Annotated in this window: 19 protein-coding genes; 2 read left to right on the forward strand and 17 right to left on the reverse strand. The window is 38.9% G+C overall.

The window, feature by feature from the left end; genetic code table 11:
* Positions 1-62 precede the first annotated feature (62 nt).
* The 13 genes from ACSR9O_RS14585 to ACSR9O_RS14645 all read right to left on the reverse strand — a co-directional run bounded on the left by ACSR9O_RS14585 (position 63) and on the right by ACSR9O_RS14645 (position 13,302).
* Entirely contained in the window at positions 63-1,142 is a 1,080-nt protein-coding gene (locus tag ACSR9O_RS14585) for a zinc-dependent alcohol dehydrogenase (RefSeq protein WP_491724592.1), read from the reverse strand.
* Between the two features lie 101 nt (positions 1,143-1,243).
* Complete coding sequence (locus ACSR9O_RS14590) at positions 1,244-2,710, reverse strand: NAD-dependent succinate-semialdehyde dehydrogenase (protein WP_491724593.1); 1,467 nt, start codon at positions 2,708-2,710, stop codon at positions 1,244-1,246.
* 97 nt (positions 2,711-2,807) lie between these two features.
* The gene (locus ACSR9O_RS14595) at positions 2,808-3,581 is read right to left on the reverse strand and encodes an acetoin reductase (RefSeq protein ID WP_491724594.1); all 774 of its coding nucleotides are present in this window, start codon (positions 3,579-3,581) and stop codon (positions 2,808-2,810) included.
* Between the two features lie 23 nt (positions 3,582-3,604).
* Entirely contained in the window at positions 3,605-4,342 is a 738-nt protein-coding gene (gene nfsA / locus ACSR9O_RS14600) for an oxygen-insensitive NADPH nitroreductase (protein WP_491725471.1), read from the reverse strand.
* Positions 4,343-4,379: 37 nt separating this feature from the next.
* Positions 4,380-5,381 (reverse strand): zinc-dependent alcohol dehydrogenase, encoded by a 1,002-nt coding sequence (locus tag ACSR9O_RS14605; RefSeq protein WP_491724595.1) that lies wholly within the window; start codon positions 5,379-5,381, stop codon positions 4,380-4,382.
* An 11-nt stretch (positions 5,382-5,392) separates the two neighbouring features.
* Positions 5,393-6,097 (reverse strand): ABC transporter ATP-binding protein, encoded by a 705-nt coding sequence (locus tag ACSR9O_RS14610; protein ID WP_491724596.1) that lies wholly within the window; start codon positions 6,095-6,097, stop codon positions 5,393-5,395.
* Positions 6,090-6,824, reverse strand: coding sequence for an ABC transporter ATP-binding protein (locus ACSR9O_RS14615; RefSeq protein WP_491724597.1), 735 nt, complete (start codon positions 6,822-6,824; stop codon positions 6,090-6,092). The genes ACSR9O_RS14610 and ACSR9O_RS14615 overlap by 8 nt, the downstream gene beginning before the upstream one ends.
* On the reverse strand, positions 6,796-7,809 hold the full coding sequence (locus ACSR9O_RS14620) for a branched-chain amino acid ABC transporter permease (RefSeq protein WP_491724598.1): 1,014 nt from the start codon (positions 7,807-7,809) through the stop codon (positions 6,796-6,798). The genes ACSR9O_RS14615 and ACSR9O_RS14620 overlap by 29 nt, the downstream gene beginning before the upstream one ends.
* The gene (locus ACSR9O_RS14625; RefSeq protein ID WP_144476624.1) at positions 7,806-8,690 is read right to left on the reverse strand and encodes a branched-chain amino acid ABC transporter permease; all 885 of its coding nucleotides are present in this window, start codon (positions 8,688-8,690) and stop codon (positions 7,806-7,808) included. The genes ACSR9O_RS14620 and ACSR9O_RS14625 overlap by 4 nt, the downstream gene beginning before the upstream one ends.
* 176 nt (positions 8,691-8,866) lie before the next feature.
* Positions 8,867-10,102, reverse strand: a complete 1,236-nt coding sequence (locus ACSR9O_RS14630) for an ABC transporter substrate-binding protein (RefSeq protein ID WP_491724599.1) — start codon at positions 10,100-10,102, stop codon at positions 8,867-8,869.
* 21 nt (positions 10,103-10,123) lie between these two features.
* The gene (locus ACSR9O_RS14635; RefSeq protein WP_491724600.1) at positions 10,124-11,362 is read right to left on the reverse strand and encodes an ABC transporter substrate-binding protein; all 1,239 of its coding nucleotides are present in this window, start codon (positions 11,360-11,362) and stop codon (positions 10,124-10,126) included.
* A gap of 22 nt (positions 11,363-11,384) precedes the next feature.
* Entirely contained in the window at positions 11,385-12,143 is a 759-nt protein-coding gene (locus ACSR9O_RS14640) for an SDR family NAD(P)-dependent oxidoreductase (RefSeq protein WP_491724601.1), read from the reverse strand.
* A complete protein-coding gene (locus tag ACSR9O_RS14645) occupies positions 12,130-13,302 on the reverse strand; it encodes an iron-containing alcohol dehydrogenase (RefSeq protein ID WP_491724602.1) in 1,173 nt (390 codons plus the stop codon). Before ACSR9O_RS14645 ends, ACSR9O_RS14640 begins: the two co-directional genes overlap by 14 nt.
* A gap of 322 nt (positions 13,303-13,624) precedes the next feature.
* On the opposite strand from ACSR9O_RS14645, the gene ACSR9O_RS14650 reads away from it, so the two are divergent.
* Complete coding sequence (locus ACSR9O_RS14650) at positions 13,625-14,077, forward strand: adenine deaminase C-terminal domain-containing protein (RefSeq protein ID WP_491724603.1); 453 nt, start codon at positions 13,625-13,627, stop codon at positions 14,075-14,077.
* A gap of 149 nt (positions 14,078-14,226) precedes the next feature.
* Positions 14,227-15,285, forward strand: coding sequence for a lactonase family protein (locus tag ACSR9O_RS14655; protein WP_491724604.1), 1,059 nt, complete (start codon positions 14,227-14,229; stop codon positions 15,283-15,285).
* Between the two features lie 59 nt (positions 15,286-15,344).
* Here the strand turns inward: ACSR9O_RS14655 and ACSR9O_RS14660 are convergent, their stop codons facing one another.
* From ACSR9O_RS14660 to ACSR9O_RS14675, 4 genes are all read right to left on the reverse strand, one after another.
* Positions 15,345-16,142 (reverse strand): endonuclease I family protein, encoded by a 798-nt coding sequence (locus ACSR9O_RS14660; RefSeq protein ID WP_260357759.1) that lies wholly within the window; start codon positions 16,140-16,142, stop codon positions 15,345-15,347.
* Between the two features lie 94 nt (positions 16,143-16,236).
* The gene (locus ACSR9O_RS14665; RefSeq protein ID WP_260357760.1) at positions 16,237-16,851 is read right to left on the reverse strand and encodes an NUDIX hydrolase; all 615 of its coding nucleotides are present in this window, start codon (positions 16,849-16,851) and stop codon (positions 16,237-16,239) included.
* Between the two features lie 285 nt (positions 16,852-17,136).
* Positions 17,137-18,477, reverse strand: a complete 1,341-nt coding sequence (locus ACSR9O_RS14670) for an aspartate aminotransferase family protein (protein WP_491724605.1) — start codon at positions 18,475-18,477, stop codon at positions 17,137-17,139.
* A gap of 71 nt (positions 18,478-18,548) precedes the next feature.
* The gene (locus tag ACSR9O_RS14675) at positions 18,549-20,006 is read right to left on the reverse strand and encodes a CoA-acylating methylmalonate-semialdehyde dehydrogenase (protein WP_491724606.1); all 1,458 of its coding nucleotides are present in this window, start codon (positions 20,004-20,006) and stop codon (positions 18,549-18,551) included.
* Positions 20,007-20,145 lie beyond the last annotated feature (139 nt).

Genomic DNA, 20,145 nt, shown 5'->3' on the forward strand with positions numbered 1-20,145 from the left:
GGGAAACCCCCATCTCATTTCCATTTTTATTGCTTTAACGATACTTGATCAAAACCATCTCTTCATTCAAAGTCGTAATACATCAAAACTTTCCCGCATTCTCTTGATTCAATAATTTCAAAAGCTCTTTCCCATTCGCTAAGCGGAATAACATCTGTAATAATGGGCTTTAAATCAATCTTATTCGTTGAAAGAATCTTTTTAACCTTTTCCCATGTTTTCATGGAGTGAGCATATGATCCGAATAGTTGAATTTGCTTATACAAAATGGAGTCCATATCCATCTCGACATCGCTTCCGATGATTCCAACTTGGATATATTTGCCCATTTTCTTTATTGCTTTTATGACCGCATTGACCGTTGAAGGAGCTCCAGAGCACTCAACTGCAATATCAACACCTACACCTTCAGTCAATTCTTCCACAATTTCCTGTAAATCTTCTATAAAAACATCAACTATAGTATGCGCTCCAAGTTCTTTGGCAATTTTCAGCCTTGTCAAATCATGACTTGTCCCTGTAACAATTACATTGCATCCCTTTCTCACTAGTAAACTCAAACAAAGTAAGCCAATTGGTCCCGGTCCTGAAAGCAAGACCCAATCACCTGCATGAAACTCTGTCAATTCCTCAATCGCCTGTACTGCACATGCTAATGGTTCTGCTAGAGCTGCTTCTTGTAATGAGATTGCGGATGGTACCTTATAAACCATCTCTTCATTGACTACCACATATTCTGTAAAGCTGCCATTTACCCCACTCCCAATACTTCTGCGTTCAGAACAAAACATATAATAGCCTTGTTTGCAGTACCTACAATTCTTACAAGTCCAAGCAATCGAAGGCAACACCATTACAATATCTCCTGGATTAATATTTTTTACGTTCTTACCGGATTCAACGACTTCTCCTGAAAATTCATGTCCTATCACAACTGGTGGATAGCTCTTATAGCTATCATGATAAATATGCATATCTGTCCCGCAGATACCTGAATACCGCACTTTTATTTTTATTCCAGTAGCATCACAAACCGGTTCAGGTATATCAAGTAAATGTAAATTTCCAAAACCAGGCTTCGTCTTCATAAGTGCTTTCATCTCTAGATCCACTCGCTTATATAAAATTGGTGTACCATTCATTCTAAAAGGTGCTAACACAATATTTAATTTACCCCTATAATTGAGGGGAAATATCCTCCTAAAAGAACCGATTGCCCTTCCAGAAGGAACTTTCTGATCACTCATAGTTCAAGAGAAATATACTTCTCTTCTAAGTAATCTCTAATTCCTTGGTGTCCGCCTTCACGTCCGTATCCACTATGATTCATACCACCAAATGGAGCTTGAGCAACTCCAGGAACTGCATCGTTTAGTCCAATTACACCAAAGTTTAATGCTTCGGAAACTGTAACTGCACGTTGAATGTTTGACGTATATAGATAAGCTGCTAATCCATATTCCGTATTATTAGCTTCGAAAATAACCTCTTGGTCATTTTGGAAAGTAGTGATCGGAGCAACTGGTCCGAAAGTTTCCTCTGACATGATAATCATGTCTTTTGTAACATTACCAAGAACAGTCGGTTCGTAATAAAAACCTTTCTGATCACCAGTTACATTACCTCCAGTTAATACTTCTGCACCTTTTGATATAGCATCTTCTACATGCTCTTGTACCTTCCCAAGTCCCTCTTTACTTACTAATGGTCCAATTTGTACAGTTTGATCTAAACTATTTCCCACTTTTAATGCTAGAACTTTTTCAACAAAAAGCTTTGTGAATCTTTCTTTAATATTTTCATGAACATAAATGCGATTTGCACACACACATGTTTGGCCCGCATTTCTAAATTTACTAGCTACAGCTCCTTCAGCTGCTTTTTCTAAATCTGCATCTTCAAATACGATGAACGGAGCGTGTCCGCCTAGCTCTAAAGAAAGCTTTTTCAATTGATTCGCGGATTTTTCTACTAATTTCTTTCCAACTTCTGTGGATCCAGTAAAAGAAATTTTCTTTACTTCAGGGTTTTCAAAGATTTCATCAGAAATTTCTGCTGTAGCACCTGCCACAATATTCACTACCCCTTTTGGTAGACCAGCTTTTTTGACTAGCGCTGCAAAAGCAAGAGCAGAAAGTGGTGACTGGCTTGCAGGCTTGACAATACCTGTACAACCAGCAGCCAAAGCAGGGCCAAGTTTTCTAGTCATCATTGCCAAAGGGAAATTCCAAGGAGTAATGGCGGCAATTATACCAACTGGTTGTTTCACGACAAACAATCTTTTGTTTGGAGAAGATGCTGGAATTGTTTCACCATAAACACGACGGCCTTCTTCTGCATACCAAGTTAAGAAACTAGCAGCATATTTTACTTCACCACAAGCTTCCGTGTATGCCTTCCCCATTTCGATACTCATAATTGTAGCCAGTTCTGCCTCATGTTCTATCATTAGATCGCGTACTTTTAATAAATAGTCCGCTCTATCATTTGCAGTAAGCTTTGCCCAGTTTGGTAATGCTCCATTTGCTGCTTCAATAGCAGCTTTGGTTTCTTCTTTTGCTCCTCTTGGAACTTGAGCAACGACTTCACCAGTGTTTGGATTTTTCACTGAAAATGTAGTACCATTGCTAGCAGATGTCCATTCACCATTAATGAATAATTTAACATTTCCAAAGTCAATCAAAGATAATTGTTTTGTAGCTTGCAACATTGTAAAACCTCCTACTATTATACGAATCGCAAGATCCATTTTTTTACAAATCAAACCCTGGAAATATTTTTATAATATAAATCCCTTGCATTACTTTTTATGAAAATACCATTCCACCATCAATTACGACTGCTTGCCCTGTCATATAATTTGAATCCTTGGATGCCAAAAATGAAACATAGTTAGCGACATCAATCGGCTCCTCAATTCTCCCTAAAGGGATATCTTTTATACGATTATTCAAAGACTCACCAAGTGGGACATTATGGTATTCACTCATTTGACGATCAATTTCTTCCCACATTCCCGTACCAACGATACCTGGACAATATGCATTCACTGTTATGCCGTGTGGTGCAAGTTCTTTCGCAGAAGCTTGGGTTAACCCAATGACCGAAAACTTAGTTGCACAGTAATGCGCTAGTAATTCAACACCTCTTTTTCCAGATGTACTACTTGCATTAATGATTTTTCCATTTTTTTGCTTTATCATTTGTTTTGCTGCTGCCTGTGTGCAATTAAGGACGCCAAATACATTAATACGAAAGATTCTTTCCATATCTTCTTCTGTTATTTCCATTAGTGGCTTTACCTGTACAATCCCAGCATTTGCAACCATGACATCAAGTCTACCAAAATAATCAACCGTCTGATCTACCATGGAAAAAACCTGGCCCCTGTTGCTGACATCTGCTGCAATAGCCAATGATCTTTGCCCTAGCTGTTCAATCTCGTTTGATACATTTTTTATAGAAGCCTCACTTATGTCATTTACAATTACATCAAAACCATCGCTCGCTAACCGAAGAGCAATCGCTCTGCCAATACCTGCACCGCTACCAGTAACCAGAGCTACTTTATTCTTATTCATTTGATCACCTTATTTCAGATAAGTTATTTTAAATAAAAACCTTTTGAATTCACGAAGGATTTCATATGTTCTCTTCTTGGTACGGAAAGAAAGTCACTCATCTCTTTTGTCCAATTTGACTTTTTCTGATTTGTAGCACGGTTTTTGTAGTAATCTTCTAATTGAGAATCATATTGATTCAAAAGCGCATCGTACTTTTCTTCGTTATATACATTTTCATGAAGGATTGCATGTACTGGTAATCTCGGTTTAACCGATTGATTTTCATCCGGAATCCCAACTGTCATACCGAATAAAGGGATTACTTTATCAGGTAAGCCTATAACTCTACTAATGTCTTCTGGATTATTTCGTACCCCGCCAATGTAGCAAATTCCATATTTTTGAGATTCTGCAGCAACTGCAAAATTTTGAGCGAATAGTGCTGTATCAATGACTGCTACAAGGAAATTTTCAAGGATTTTGTGTTCGATACTCGTTCCCTGCACCTTACAAGCGTACTCCAAGCGTTTCATATCAGCACAGAATAACAATAAAACAGGTGCAGATTCGATTTGCCTTCTATTTTTTGATAAAGTAGCAATTGCTTCTTTTTTCTCAGGATCCGTAATCTGAATGACCGAATAAGCTTGAACAAAGTTTGATGATGCAGCATACTGTGCAGAAACTAACATCTTTTTTAGATCTTCAGGCGAAATGCTTTCCTTTTTATAGTTCCTTATGGAAGTATGACTTCGTAAAAGATTAAGGGTTGAATTTATTTGATTCTCAAGAGACATTCAATTACCTCCACACTTATTAACATAATGAAATCACTGGTTTTAATACAACTTGATTCAGCCCATCTTCAAAGGCTTGAGATACGTCTGTTAATGGATAAATCGTCATAATGTCCATCAACTGTTCAGATAATAATTTCAACACTACAAACGCTTCATTAAAATCTTCTGGGTTTGAACCATAGCTAGTATTAATGAATACCTCATTTCTTACTAATTCTGTTAAAAAGAGGGCTGTTTCTTTTTCATACAATGCAACAAAAATTGCTTTTCCACCTTTTTTCAAGCTGCTAAATCCTGATTTTACTGCTGCGTTTGATCCGGAGCATTCAAACACAATATCCACCTTTTCTCCTAAACTCCCAGATTCAACAATGTGTGGGATCACTCCGAATTTCTGGCATTTTGACAATCTGCTTTCATAATCTTTCTCTAGTCCAGAAAGATAAACCTTCGCCCCTTTCAGAGCGAGAATTACACTTACAAAAAAACCAATAATTCCTGGTCCTTGGACGAGTATCGTATCAGATTTTGAAATTTCTCCTGATTGACGAACGGCATGAACGGCAACCGACATCGGCTCACTCAATGCTGCTAGTTGGAGAGGAATTCCATTTGGAATTTCCCTTACATAGCGCGCCTCTGTTTTAACAAATTGCGCCATGCCGCCATCAAAATGAAGGCCCATTACTTTATTTTGAGTACATATTGATTTGCGGCCATTGACGCAGTTTTCGCATTTTCCACAATAATTCATTGGTTCAACAATTACGCTTTTCCCTTTTAAATGTTCATAAGAAGCATCCAAACAATCAACGACAACTCCCGAAAATTCATGACCTAAAATAATGGGTTTAGAAACAAACTCATAGCCTTTTGAATGCTTATATGCATGAAGATCACTTCCGCAAACACCACAATAATCTACTTGAACAAGCACTTCATCACTGTTGAGCTTTGGCAGTTCTTTTTCTTGAAGGATAATTTCTCCTGACTTATCTGTCTTAATGGCCGCTCTCATACATGTCACCCCTACATTCCAAGGTACGCTTTTTTCAAATGTGGATCCTTAATTAATTTTTCTGCATTTCCGGATAATGCAAGTCTTCCATTTTCCAGCACATAGGCTTCACTAGCTATAGCCAATGATTGCTGAACATTTTGCTCTACTAATAGAATCGTAATTCCAGTATTTCGTATATTCACTAAATCCTTTATTAACTGTTGAACCAAAATTGGTGCTAATCCGAGAGAAAGCTCATCAATAATTAGTAGTTTTGGATTGGACATTAATCCTCTAGCAATAGCAACCATTTGCTGCTGTCCACCACTCAAGTCCCCTGCCATTTGACTTTTTCTCTCCTCTAAAACTGGAAACAGATCATACACGAAGCGGAGATTTTTTTTGTAATCTTTTTTTGCTCGTTTTGAATAAGCACCTAATTCCAGATTTTCTTGAATCGGCATAAAGTTAAAAAGCTTCCTTCCTTCTGGTACTTGGATAATCCCTTCTTCAACAATTTCATTAGGGCTCATTTTATGGATTTCTTTTCCAAAAAATGTTATCTTTCCACTGGTAATTTTTTCGATTCCAGAAATAGCATTAATTGTACTTGATTTCCCTGCAGCATTTGCACCTAATAATGCTGCAATTTGACCTTCTTTAATTTCTAATGATAAGTCCCATAATGCCTGGATTTCGCCGTAGAATAAGTTTACATTGTGTAGTTTAAGCAAAGCTCAATTCCTCCCCAAGATAAGCTTTAATTACTTCTGGATTGTTTGCAATCTCCTTCGGCGTACCCTCGGCTATTTTTTCGCCATGATGAACAACGACGATGCGATCACATACAGTCATGACAACTTCCATGATGTGCTCAATAAGGATAATAGTAATTCCACTGTCTCTTAATCCTTTTATCATCGGCAATAATTCTTTCACTTCACTTGGATTCAATCCAGCCATAACCTCGTCCAACAGAAGTAGTGTAGGTTGAGTTGCTAATGCTTTCGCTACCTCTAAACGCTTTTTATCAGCTATGGTTAAGCTTTTTCCGATTTGGTCTTTCTTTTTTTCTAAACCTACTTTAAATAAAATTTCCAGGCTAAATTGTTTTGCTTCCTTAGTACTGGATGCTTTATTAAACGCTCCTACCATAACATTTTCAAGTACAGAAATATTGCCAAATGGCTTTACGATTTGATAAGTTCTCCCAATTCCTTTTTTACAAATAATATAAGGCTTTTGACTTGTAATATTCTCATTATTAAAAACTACTTGTCCACTTGTTACCGGAAGCGAACCTGAGATCAGGTTAAACAATGTGGTTTTACCAGCACCATTTGGACCAATAATTCCAACTATTTCTTTTTCTTTTATATCAAAAGAAATACGATTCACTGCTTTTAACCCTCCAAAATGTTTGGAAACTTCTTTAACCTGAATAATCAACTTTTTCACCATCCTTTACCTCGTTTTTCTTTCTATTCAAACTTTTCAATTTTCCAGGAATCCGTTTAAGAAGTGGAAGCAATCCATTCGGCAAAAACGAAACGATTAAGATCAATACAACTCCATAAATTAGATAATTCATTCCATTCAAGGATGGGAAAGTAGAACGTAAAATCTCATTTAATGGGATGATAATGAATGCACCTAAAACAGGTCCAAATACCGTACCTACCCCACCAATAATTGCTATCAAAGCAAATTCAATGGATAAATTCATGTTAAAAACAGACGTCGGTTCAAAGAACAACATGTATTGAGCGTAAAATACACCTGCAATCCCTGTCATTCCAGCGCTTATAGCCATGGCAATCATTTTATACTTCGTTACATTTATTCCAAGCGTTTCAGCACCATCTTCATCTTCACGTATAGCTTTCAAGTAATAACCAACCTTCGTTTTATCAACCCAAAATGCAATGGATATGCTTATGGAGAATAATACCAAAGCCAAAAAATAGTAAGCGCTGTATTCCCTAAAAACCAAATTCGTAAAACTCGGCTCAAATTTAATATTAACTCCAATAGCACCATTTGTTAGGTCTTTGAAATATAACGTTAAATGACGAATAACTTCTGCAAATGCAATAGTTGTTAAAGTGAAATATGTTCCTCTTAATCTGAAAGCTGGCCAGCCAATTAATGCACCAACTATGATGGATATCACTGCAGCTATTATGAATCCCAACCAAGGACTCACACCGTAGTTAAGATATAATATCGTCGAGGTGTAAGCTCCTAATCCAAAGAAGATTGCATGACCGAGTGATAATTGACCACCGTAACCCCCTAAGATATTCCACGCTCCCGCAATAGTCGCATATAGCAAGATGAGAATGAAGATATTTAAATAGAATTTATTTTGAAAAACAAATGGAATTACAAATAGCAATATCCCAAATAGAAGCAGAAATTTTTGTTTAGATAATAGGTGCATCATTTTAAGCCAACCTCCTCTGCCCCTTTACCAAGACTGAAAATACCGGAAGGGCGAACCAATAAAACCATAATGAAAATCACAAAGTATACTGCTTCTTTTAGACCCGGATCAAAAATGACACCGGAAAGAGCTTCCACTACCCCAATGATTAACCCGCCGAAGAATGCACCGAACATACTTCCCATTCCGCCTAATACAACAACAACGAAGGAAATTAATACAAATGATGTTCCAATAGTTGGATAGACGGAGTAAATTGGCATGAGCATTGCACCTGCAAGACCAACTAAACCTGACCCGATTCCAAAGGCTAAGAGATAAATTCTTTTTACGTTTATCCCCATCAGAAATGCTGCGTGCCTTTGCATAGCGACCGCCCGTATCGCTTTTCCAGTCATTGTTTTTTGTAAAAACAGATATAAAATAACAGCAACAGCAATTGCCGTGCAAAAAGCAACTAACCTTGGTACACTAATAGCCAGTTCCCCAATATTAATAACTTCTGTTTGATAACTTGTTTTGACAGAAAGATGGTTGGCACTTAAGGTCATTAAAGCTAAGTTTTGAAGTGCGATTGATAATCCTAACGTTGCAAATATTTTTGTTGATGCAGGTGTATCTAAAATTGGCTGTATCATAAATCTCTGAGTAACAACACCTAGCAAAAATAAACAGATTATTACCAGGATGGCAGATATATAAGGATCTAACCCCATAGTCGTATAAAATAAAAAGCTAATATACATGGCAATCATAAGCAGCTCACCATGGGCAAAGTTTACGATTCTTACTACTCCAAGAATTAGATTCAAGCCCATGCTGATTAAAGAGTAGATACCACCTAACAAAAGGCCGGATATAAGTGTTTGAACTAATGTCATTTTCACACCTCACTATTTGATATTTCTATGGGAATTACTCACAAAGCCCGGCATACATCTGCAGTTACGCTTTAGTGAGGAGCCTAATACTCAAGCTTACAATGTGTATCTACTTATGTTGCCATGCTTCTAAGTTTCCTTATCCCCATATATTATTAAATTCGAAAACTAATTCCTTATTGATTTACTATTTGAGGTTCTTCCACAGCTACGTCTTCCGGCCAAACGGTCTTAAGCTCACCATCGATCCATTGATGGACATAAGGTGTACTCAACTGGTTTTGTCCACTCTCCTTGTCGAACTCTACTCCCCATCCAGTGACTGTTGTACCTGCTTCAGCTGTGTATTTCAAAGCTTCTTCTTTTAACTTGTCAGGGTCAATTTCGCCGACTTTATCAATTACGTCCAAGGCTACTTTCATTCCCATGAAGTTTGCTAAAGAATGACCTGAACGTGGTTCTGTACCATACTTTTCTTTGTATAGCTTAAGAAATTCTTCGATTCCAGGTGTAAAGTCTTTATTAATTTGGTATTGTGGGAAATCAACATTCAATATTCCATTCGCTTTTTCCCCCATAGCATCTTTAAAATCAGTCATTGTATGACCACCACCGGAGCCGATAAAAACTGGAACGTTTAGTCCTAACTCTTCACTTTGTCTAGCAAGAAGAACTGAGTCATTTAAGTAGGAAACTGCAATCAAAACGTCAGGTTCAGCTTTTTTAATATTTAATATTACTGAACTTAAATCATTCGTTCCGGCACTGTAGCCTTGGTTTGTTATTATGTTGATTCCTTCTTTTTTTGCAAGTTTACTAGCTTCGTCTGCAATCGTTGTACCATAAGAAGAATCTTCATGAGCAATTGCGACCTTTATATCACCTAGTTCTTTTCCAAGTTTTTTTGTAACAACCTCTTTAATGAAATCCAAATGCACTTTTGAAAAATAAGAGGCAGGAGGGTTTGTACGTAGTACATATTTATATTTACGGTCAGTAACCGTATCAGCTACTGCGCCAAGCTCCCAGTACAACACTCCACTTCTTTCAGCTACTTCACTTGCTGCAAATGCAATAGAGCTTGAAAATGATCCAACAATGGTTTTTATGTTTTCTTGATTGATTAAACGATTTGCTTCTGCTTGAGCAGCATCTGCATCAACTGCATCCCCCTTAACGAGTTCAATTTGTTTCCCCCCTGCAACACCGCCATTTTTATTTGCATATTCAATGGCAAGTTCTGCACCACGGAAGCTTTCCTCACCAAGAAGTGCTAATCCACCGGATAAAGGAAATAATGCACCAATTTTCAATGTTTTAGAATCAGTTTCTCCACCACTTGAACCTTCAGAGCTACAAGCGGATAAAAAGATTAGAAAGCTAACCATAATAGCGCTTACAATTTTTTTCATGTATTTTCCCCCTTTTTATTACTATTTATTATTTATCTGTGGTTCCTGTACAGCCACTTTTTCTGGCCACACAGTCAATAGCTTTCCGTCAATCCACTGATGCACATACGGCTCACTTAGCTTGTTTTGGCCCGTTTTCGAATCAAATTCAACACCCCATCCTGTTACTGTTTTACCCGCTTCTACTTTGTAGTTCAAAGCTGCTTCACGTAATTTGTCAGGATTAATGTCTCCAACTTCATCGATTAGATCCAGAAGGACATTCGTACCCATAAAATGTACGAGTGAGTGCCCAGAACGAGGTTCTTCTCCATATTTTCCCTTATAAAGATTTATAAACTCTTCCATTCCAGGCGTAAATTCATGATTAATTTGATATTGTGGGAATGCTACATCTAAGATTCCATCTCCCATGTCACCAACACCTTCTCTGAAATCAGCCATATCATGGCCACCTCCTGAACCAACAACAACTGGAACTTTTAACCCTAATTCTTGACTTTGTCTGTGTAATAGAATTCCGTCATTCAAATAAGATACTGCAATGAGTACATCTGGCTTAGCCTTTTTTAGATTAAGAACTACAGAGCTTAAATCGTTTGTTGCAGCACTATAGGGCTGAACTGTTACGACGTTGATACCTTCTTTTTTTGCTAGTTTCTCTGCTTCGTCAGCAATTGTTGATCCATAGGAGGAATCCTCATGCGCAATCGCTACTCTTATCTCACTTAAGTCTTTTCCAAGCTTTGCTGCCACATAGTCTTTGATAAAATCAATGTGAGTTTTTGATAGATAAGATGCAGGAGGGTTCGTACGTAACACATATTTATAGCCACGGTCTGTAATTGAATCGGCAACGGCACCATACTCCCAAAACAAGACACCATTTCTTTCAGTCACTTCACTGGCTGCCTGCGCGATGCCAGAAGAATAAGAACCAACAATTGTCTTAATATTCTCTTGATTAATTAAACGGTTTGCCTCTGATTGTGCAGAGTCTGGGTCTGGAGCGTCCCCTTTAATAAGTTCAACTTTTTTACCGTCTGCCACTCCCCCACTTTTGTTTCTTTGTTCAATTGCAAGCTCTACTCCGCGATAGCTTTCTTCACCAAGCATAGCTAACCCACCTGATAAAGGAAAAATCGCACCAATTTTTAGAGTCTCGGAGCCTTTGTTTTCTCCACTGGTCTGATCTGATCCACCGCAAGCAGTCAATATCAGGAGAAAACTTATCACCATTAAAGAAAAAAACTTCTTCATAAATCGAACCCCCATCTTATAATTAACTGCATAACCAACCGCCATCGACATAGATTGTTTGACCGGTTACATAATCAGAAGCACGTGAAGCTAAATATACTGCTGCTCCTTGTAATTCTTCAACCTCACCGGTTCTCTTTAATGGGATGCGAGAATTCATCCAGGCTACTTTTTTTTCGTCTTCAAAAAGAACTTTTGTCATTTCAGTTTTGAAATAGCCCGGTCCAATTGCATTGACCAGGATTCCATCATCTGCAAACTCAACTGCTAATCCTTTTGTTAATTGTGATACCCCCCCCTTACTTGCTGCGTATGCTGACATGTTAGGAAAAGCTATTTCACTTGTTAGTGAAGCAATATTGATGATTTTTCCATATTTTCGTTTCTGCATGTATGGTATTACAGCTTGTGTTGTAAATAGTGCTGTTTTTAAATTGACTCCCATGACAAAATCCCAATCTTCTTCAGTTATATCTAAAAATGAAAGGCGTTTATTTGAACCCGCACCATTCACCAAAATATCGATTTTCTCTTCTTGTTTCATGATATCTTGTACAAATCCTTTTATATCTTCTGGATTTCGGGCATCCACTGCTGCATAATAAGCCTTTCTAGAAAATCCTGTAATGGTCTCAGCGGTTTCTTTAAGCTCACTTTCTGTTCTGCTCGTTATTGCTACGTTCGCACCTGCTTCTGCCAATGCCAATGCAATCGACTTACCTATTCCTCGACCCCCACCCGTTACTAACGCAGTTTTACCGCTTAAATCAAATAACTTCAACTAACACACCCCCGATTGATCTACGATATAGTTCAATTACATCTTCGTATGTAGTTATTCTAGGATTTGCTGCAATATTTCCACTTAACATAGCATCCTTTGCCATACGGTCAATTTGAGACTCGTCAACTTTGTACTCTGAAAAGGTTGTAGGGATTCCTATATCCTTTGAAAGCTTTTTTACAGCATCTACTGCAGCAGCCGCTCTTTCCATTAATGTTAATCCTACAAGGTTTTCTCCCATATCCTCTGCGATATCGCTAAACAATTCTGGTACTGCTAATGTATTAAATTCCATAACATGTGGTATTAAAATGGAGTTTGCTACACCATGCGCCACACCATAAATGGCACTCATTGGATGACTTAATGCATGACAATTTCCTAATCTCGTATTATTAAAGGCTAATCCGGCTAATAGGCTTCCCATAAGCATGTTGTCGCGTGCTGTTATATTGTCCCCATTGTAAACGGCTTGCCTTAAATTGTTACTGATTTTTCGAATCGCTTCTCTTGCAAGCGCTTTCGATATTGGGTTAGCCATTTTTGAAGTATACGATTCAATCGCATGGACTAAGGCATCTAATCCAGTTGAAGCGGTAATATGTTTTGGTAACGATAAGGTAACTAATGGATCAACTAATGCCCATTTTGGTGCAATCTTTACGCCTCCTACTGTCAGCTTGTATTGTCGTACCTCATCAGTTATAACAGTAAACGTCGTGACTTCACTTGCAGTTCCTGCAGTTGTTGGAATGGCGATTAATGGCAAAAGTTCATTGACGCACGTATCAATTCCCTCATATTCCTCAATGGATCCGCTGTTTGTGGCAAGCAGACAGACTGCTTTTGCAACATCAATAGAGCTTCCGCCTCCCATTGCGATAACCGCATCAGCATCAACTTCACGAAGCATACCCAATGCATCATTACAATTCTTCACCGTTGGGTTTGGCTGTGTTTGATCATAGATTGAATAGTTGATATTATCCAATTGACGTGTGATTTGATTAATGAGACCAGTCTTTACAATTCCAGCATCAGTAATAATCAAAATATTCTTATAATTTTGTTCGTCAATTATTTTTCGAATTTGATCCGTTACTCCCAGACCGTACAAAATTTGAGTTGGATTTTTAAAAACACCAATTGTGTTCACTTTCACTTCCTCCTTGTAAAAAAAATTTTCACTAATTACTAATTAATAATGCAAGAATTATGCCAAGATTGATATTTGTTTAAACTTCAATAATATTAATGTTTTACTTGTCATTACGGGAATTACAGGACTCTCGTATTGGGTAAATTTTACACAGTTGAATAAATTATGTATAAAAATTACCCTTAATAATAAACAGAAAAATTACAGAAAAAGATTCATTAGTAATCTCGCTAATATTATTTAGATTAATCCAACAGCTTGATTACCAAACATTTGCTTGAACCGGTTGCACTTAAACATGATGGGCTATTCCACTTCTATGAACTTGTTGACGACTTCAGGCTTGCTGTTATTGAACGGCATCACATGGAATCTTGGAGTAGTCAAACGGCTCGGTTTGAAATCAGGCACAATTGCCACTAGTTTAATCATTGCCGGAACGAATGATCAGGATATGCTGCTGGCAGCAAAGGAAATCAAAAAAATGCAGGGTGGATTGACCGTAATCCAAAATGGGGAAATACTCGCTTCCCTTCCCCTGCCAATAGCTGGATTGATGAGTGAATGTGATTATATGGATGTGGTCCATTCATTGAATAAAATCGATGAGGCCCTATTGAAACTCGGTGCTAACAGGCATTTCAACCCTTTTCTTACACTTGCCTTCTTGGCGTTACCTGTCATCCCTGAAATCAAACTGACGGATCAGGGTTTATTTTCCGTTTCTGAGTTTAGGCATATTCCTATCGAAGCCTCAAAGCCAGTCGATTAAATTTGACCCCCTAGTCGGGGTTTTTTTCTTCGCACCCAAAAACCTCCAAAATAAATAGGTTCCAAATCAACAGAATACGGGAAAAGGATATAAGGTATCATCTATGTTAAAATAAAAATAAACACAAATCTTTCTTGGAGGAGATAAATATGGTAAAACATGATCAACAGAACATTATTGGATACATAGGCACTTACACAAAAGGAAACAGCAAAGGTGTTTACCGATTTAATTTAGATACAGCAGAAGGAAAACTCAGCACACCGGTTCTTGCAGCAGAATTGACCGATCCGACTTATGTCGCCATCAGCCAGGACAAAAAGAATCTCTACGCCATTTTAAAAGAATCGGGCAGTGGAGGTGTTTCAGCCTATTCGATTAATGAAGATTCAGGTGAGCTTACCTTCTTGGGGAAACAACTGACACCAAACGGTTCTTCCTGCCATATTAGTGTTGACAGCAAGAAACAGGTCTTGGTCACTTCCAGTTATGGTGAAGGCGTGATTGAATCATATCCGCTTCATGACGATGCGACCCCTTTGCCTGTTTCATCAACTGTTCAACATAAAGGTCAAGGACCGAATGAAGAACGTCAGGAAAAAGCACACACTCACTTTGCTGGTTTCACACCAGATGAAAGGTTCATTGCTGTAGTCGACCTCGGGATAGATAAAGTGATAACCTATAAAATACATAGTGGGATTTTGGAAGAAGTAAACAGCTTATCTGTTGCTCCCGGCAGCGGACCACGGCATCTGACCTTCCACCCAAACGGAAAATTCGCGTATGTTATGGCAGAATTGGTACCCGAAGTCATTGTTTTGAGCTTCGATAGTCAAACTGGAAGTTTTTCTGAATTACAAACGGTTCGGACCGTCCCGGAAGATTTCAAGGAAAATAACCAAGGAAGTGCAATTCATATTTCTGATGACGGGCAATTCATATATGCTGCGAACCGCGGACATGACAGTATTGCCGTTTTCCAAATCAATCAAGAAACAGGCAAACTGGCATTCGTGGAACTGGTTTCTACCGAAGGTCACTGGCCACGTGATTTTTCATTGGATCCTAGCGGAAAATTCCTGATCGCTTCTAATGAACAATCAGGAAACCTGACACTATATGCACGGAATGAGCATGACGGAAAATTAACATTATTGCAAAAGGATGTTCAAGTTCCCTTCCCTGTTTGCGTAAAATTCTTATAATCTTAAAAAAAGGATTGAAGCTTGTACTACAGCTTCAATCCTCTTTTTTATATTCTTCTTTAATTCCATTTCTCCGCCATTTCGGGAAAATCTATATATGGGTTACGATTACCCTGCATTTCATGTATAGCCTGGTTTCTATGTTTTTCATAAGTGCTGACGGGAAAAAGCTGATGCCATTCCAAAAGCAGTGCCAGGTCGATTTTGCTGCTATCGATGATTCCCTCATATCTGAGTAAAAAATACAAAGTTGCCCTCGCCACGATCCCTTTTCCGTATTCAGGCTCGAATTTACTTTCGTCTGATTTTCCGCAACCCGCTTTTATACCGGCAGCCGATCTCTCAGGGATATAATCCTCAAAATCATGGTATGGATAGTTACTCCGGCTGCTATTACACGTTGGTTCACAAGCGAACAGATGATGCAAATCCCCCCTCATCGGTTCTTTTTTATCGAACCATGATTGAGGTACTACATGTTCACAATTAACGAGAATGTTCTCCGAATTTATTGATTCAATACCTCTTGACAACACTTCCAGTATACGGATATCTTCCTCAATCACTTGTACAGGATCCATCCCTTTACCGGAATACAGACTTTTCAGCTGGCCATTTTCCTGTAAGTCCACCCATGGGTAAACATGACGATGTGGTGAGTAGTTCAGCTGGTTTTTATGGGTTGCCACAAGTAGGTCCTTCAATCCTTCCCGGTCCAAGGAACCATCTTTGTAGTATGCTAGCTTAAGTTCCTGATCTTTGGTTTCATCATAGTATTCGCGGTTTTCATTGAAGTTGACTAGTGCAGCCATTGCCATTTCCCGTTCTTTTTCAAGTACTTCAAAACTATACTTCATCCACTCATCCCCCCGCTTCTATTAAAAACCTAACATTTACCATAATTAAAGCTTAATAGAAAAAGACTGAAAAAAAAAGGTGCTTTAGAAGTGTCTAACGAAGAATTTCAATAAAATGGGTAAGGATTTTCGCCGTCATTCCCCAGATTACCCGACCATTATATAAGTAAAAATATTCTTCCATCCGTTTCGGCTGCCATTTATAATTCTCCCCTCCAACGACTAAATCGTGGGGGAAGTTTTCATGCGGTTCCACTTTATATTCCACATGGTAAATTTCTGGCGGTTTTTCCATGAAAAAGGATAGCGGGACCGTAAAAATGGTTTCTACCTCAGCTGGATTAGGTATTATCCGTTGATGGTTACGAACAAACCCTGCATAAGGATAGACGATCATCCCAAATGGAGATACCAAATAATCGATAGGAAAGACATTATCGATATCTTCTTTTCTCAAATTAAGTTCCTCATATGTTTCCCTTAGGGCCGCCGCCTGTTCATCATGGTCCAGCTTGTCTATTTTTCCGCCGGGAAAACATATATCCCCTGGCTGCCTCCTCAGTTTGTGTGAACGTTCTTCGAAAAGAACATGAATTCCATCTTCTTTCTCTAGAAGCGGTACCAATACAGCATACTTTGAAAAATTCCCACTCCCTAAAATTTCAGGGATATGTAATGTTAGTTTTTTTGTTATATCTTCATTATTCATGTCCCTCACCTCTTCTGACGGTTAATATTGAGTTTCTACCACTCCTTATCATTCCATTTTCGAACATCTGCTATAACTAAGCAAGGAAAACGATTCCAAAATATTGCCTATAATTTCTACTAGATTCCTTTTCCTCTTATTCTTCCTTGATCATAGACAAAAGCACCGTTCAAAGTTCTAAAACGGTGCTAAAACTAAACGCATCAGTCTCATTTAAAAAGCATGTTTGCGTATCAACAGTACACGCGTAAACTTAATTGAATATTCAGGTTTTTCCACTTATTTTCATAGTTCAGCTAGCGTTCGCTTTACCGTCGTTATGATGAATGAAAAATCCTCTTCAGTTATACTAAGTGGGGGAGCAAGAGTCAGGACATTATTGAAACCCGCTACAGTATCACCATTTTTACCTATGATCAGCCCCTTTTCTTTACATGATGCAATCACTTTATTGATTTTGGAAAGTTCGATCGGTTGTTTTGTCAGTTTATCTTCCACTAGTTCAATCCCTACCAACAAACCTTTCCCTCGCACATCCCCAACATTGGGATGAGTTTTAATTTCTTCAAACTCTTGCAGAAAACGTAACCCTAACTCCTTAGACCGTTCTATAAGTTTTTCATTTTCATATATTTCAATATTCTTCAAAGCGACGGCACATGCAGCCGGATTGCCGCCAAATGTATTTACATGCCGAAAGCGGTCATATACATCTGAGCCAATATACGCTTCATAAATTTCACGTTTGACGGCTGTAGCGGATAATGGCAGATAAGCGCTCGTAATTCCTTTAGCCATTGTTACGATGTCTGGTTTTACATCATAGTTCATAAATCCGAATCTCTTACCAGTACGGCCAAACCCGCAAATGACCTCATCCGAAATGAGAAGGACACCATTTTTCTCACAAATTTCTTTGACACGTTTCATATAACCATCAGGTGGCATTAAAATTCCGCCCCCAGTGATGATTGGTTCCATGATGACCGCAGCAACCGTTTCGCTCAGCTCCCATGTAATGGTACGTTCAATTTCCGCTGCACTTACTTCACCGCTTTCACCCTCTGGATTTCTGTAAGAATCCGGCGGTGATACATGAAGAAAACCTGGGGCCAGCGGTTCATATTTGTATTTTCGCTGCGCCTGCCCGGTCGCTGACAGGGCACCCATTGAATTGCCATGATAGCCACGATAACGCGAAATGAATTTATAGCGTCCATGTTCACCTTTTTGCTGATGATACTGCCGCGCAATTTTAAAGGCAGTCTCATTTGCTTCTGAACCGCTGTTAGAGAAGAAAATCACATAATCCCCACCAAGCCATTCATTTAATTTCTCTGCTAGCTTAATAGCAGGAATGTGGCTATTCGTTAAAGGGGCATAAGGAAGTTCCTTCAGTTGCTCGTAAGCGGCTTCAGCCAGTTCCGTGCGGCCATAACCAACGTTGACACACCATAAACCTGACATCCCATCCAGGAATCGATTCCCATCAACATCCGTAATCCATGCTCCTTGCCCTTTTTTTATCACCATTGCCCCAGGGGTGGGTTCAGCCCCTTTCATATGATGCCACACATATTTACCATCCATCGCTTTAAGATCCTGACCCTTCTTTTCAACCTGCATAAGCTACACTCCTCCTAAAAAGATGTATAAAGGAAGGCCGACCACAATTTGAGCCGACCCCCTTTTTCCTATCAGTATCTTGCCGTTAACATTTTCTTTCTAGTGTAAAATTCCACTCCGTCTTTCCCATTGGCATGAAGGTCTCCATAAAAGGAACTTTTATAGCCGGAAAATGGAAAGAATGCCATTGGCGCGGGTACCCCAAGATTAATGCCAAGCATCCCTGCATCAATTTCTTCGCGAAATTCCCTGATGGCTTTTGCACTATCCGTATAGAGGCAGGCACCATTGGCAAATTCTGATTGATTGGTCAATTCGATTGCTTCTTCAAGGGTATTGACCCGTACTATGGATAAGACAGGAGCAAAAATTTCATCACTCCATATTTTCATGTTTGTTTTTACATGATCAAATAATGTCGGTCCAACGTAATAGCCATTTTCCTGATCACCTTCATTCCTGCCATCACGAAGGAGGACAGCTCCTTCTTTCTCCCCGATTTCAATATATTGTTCTGTTCTCTTTTTATGAGTATCACGAATCACAGGCCCCAAGAAAACGTCCTTATCCATTCCATTTCCTATCTTTATGTCATCCGCTGCAGCCTTTAATCTCTCAACGAGCGAATCTCCCACTTCTCCCACCGCAACAACCACTGACGCAGCCATGCAGCGCTCGCCTGCAGATCCGAAAGCGGCATTCGTAATGTTCGTTACCGCATTATCCAAATCCGCATCAGGCATGACGATTGAATGATTTTTCGCTCCTGATAAAGCCTGGACACGTTTTTTATTGGCAGCTGCCGTTTTGTATACATACTCTGCGACAGGCTGGGATCCAACAAATGATACCGCTTTAATGTCTTCATGTTCCAATATCCCATTCACGACATCGTGGGCACCATGGACAATATTGACAACTCCATCCGGAACACCGGCTTCTGTCAATAATTCCACAAGACGGTTGGCCAATAGCGGAGTCCGTTCTGAAGGTTTTAAGATAAACGTATTTCCACAAGCTATTGCCAGCGGGAACATCCAACATGGTACCATCATCGGGAAATTAAACGGCGTAATCCCTGCAACGACACCCATAGGATAACGATACATGCCAGATTCAATACCTGGAGAAATATCAGGAAGCTGGCTGCCCATCATCAAGGTAGGCGCACCTGCTGCGAATTCCACGCATTCAATCCCCCGCTGAACCTCACCATATGCTTCTGTATAGCTTTTTCCATTTTCGATTGTGACCAGCTTTGCAAGCTCATCCCAGTGTTCTATCAATAATTGCTGATAACGGAATAAGAAGCGGGCTCTTTTTGGAACGGCGATCTTTTTCCATTCTTTATACGCCTTTTTAGCAACCTGCACTGCTTGGTTTACATCTTCCTTTGTTGAAAGGGGAACGATCGCCAAAGCTTCTCCTGTTGCCGGATTAGGCACTTGTTCATGTTTCGATGTTGTGGAATCCACCCATTTGCCACCGATATAATTTTTCAACGTTTTTACTTCATTTATTACTGCCATTAAAGAAACCCTCCATTTCAACACGATTTTATAGTTTCATTATATTTTTCAAACGGACTTTTTACATTAGACGTTTTGTATAGTTTTTGATTCAATATTTGCACATATTGTTTGTTTTTGATTTTCCAATATTTATAAT

The sequence above is a fragment of the Peribacillus sp. B65 genome, assembly GCF_058513295.1.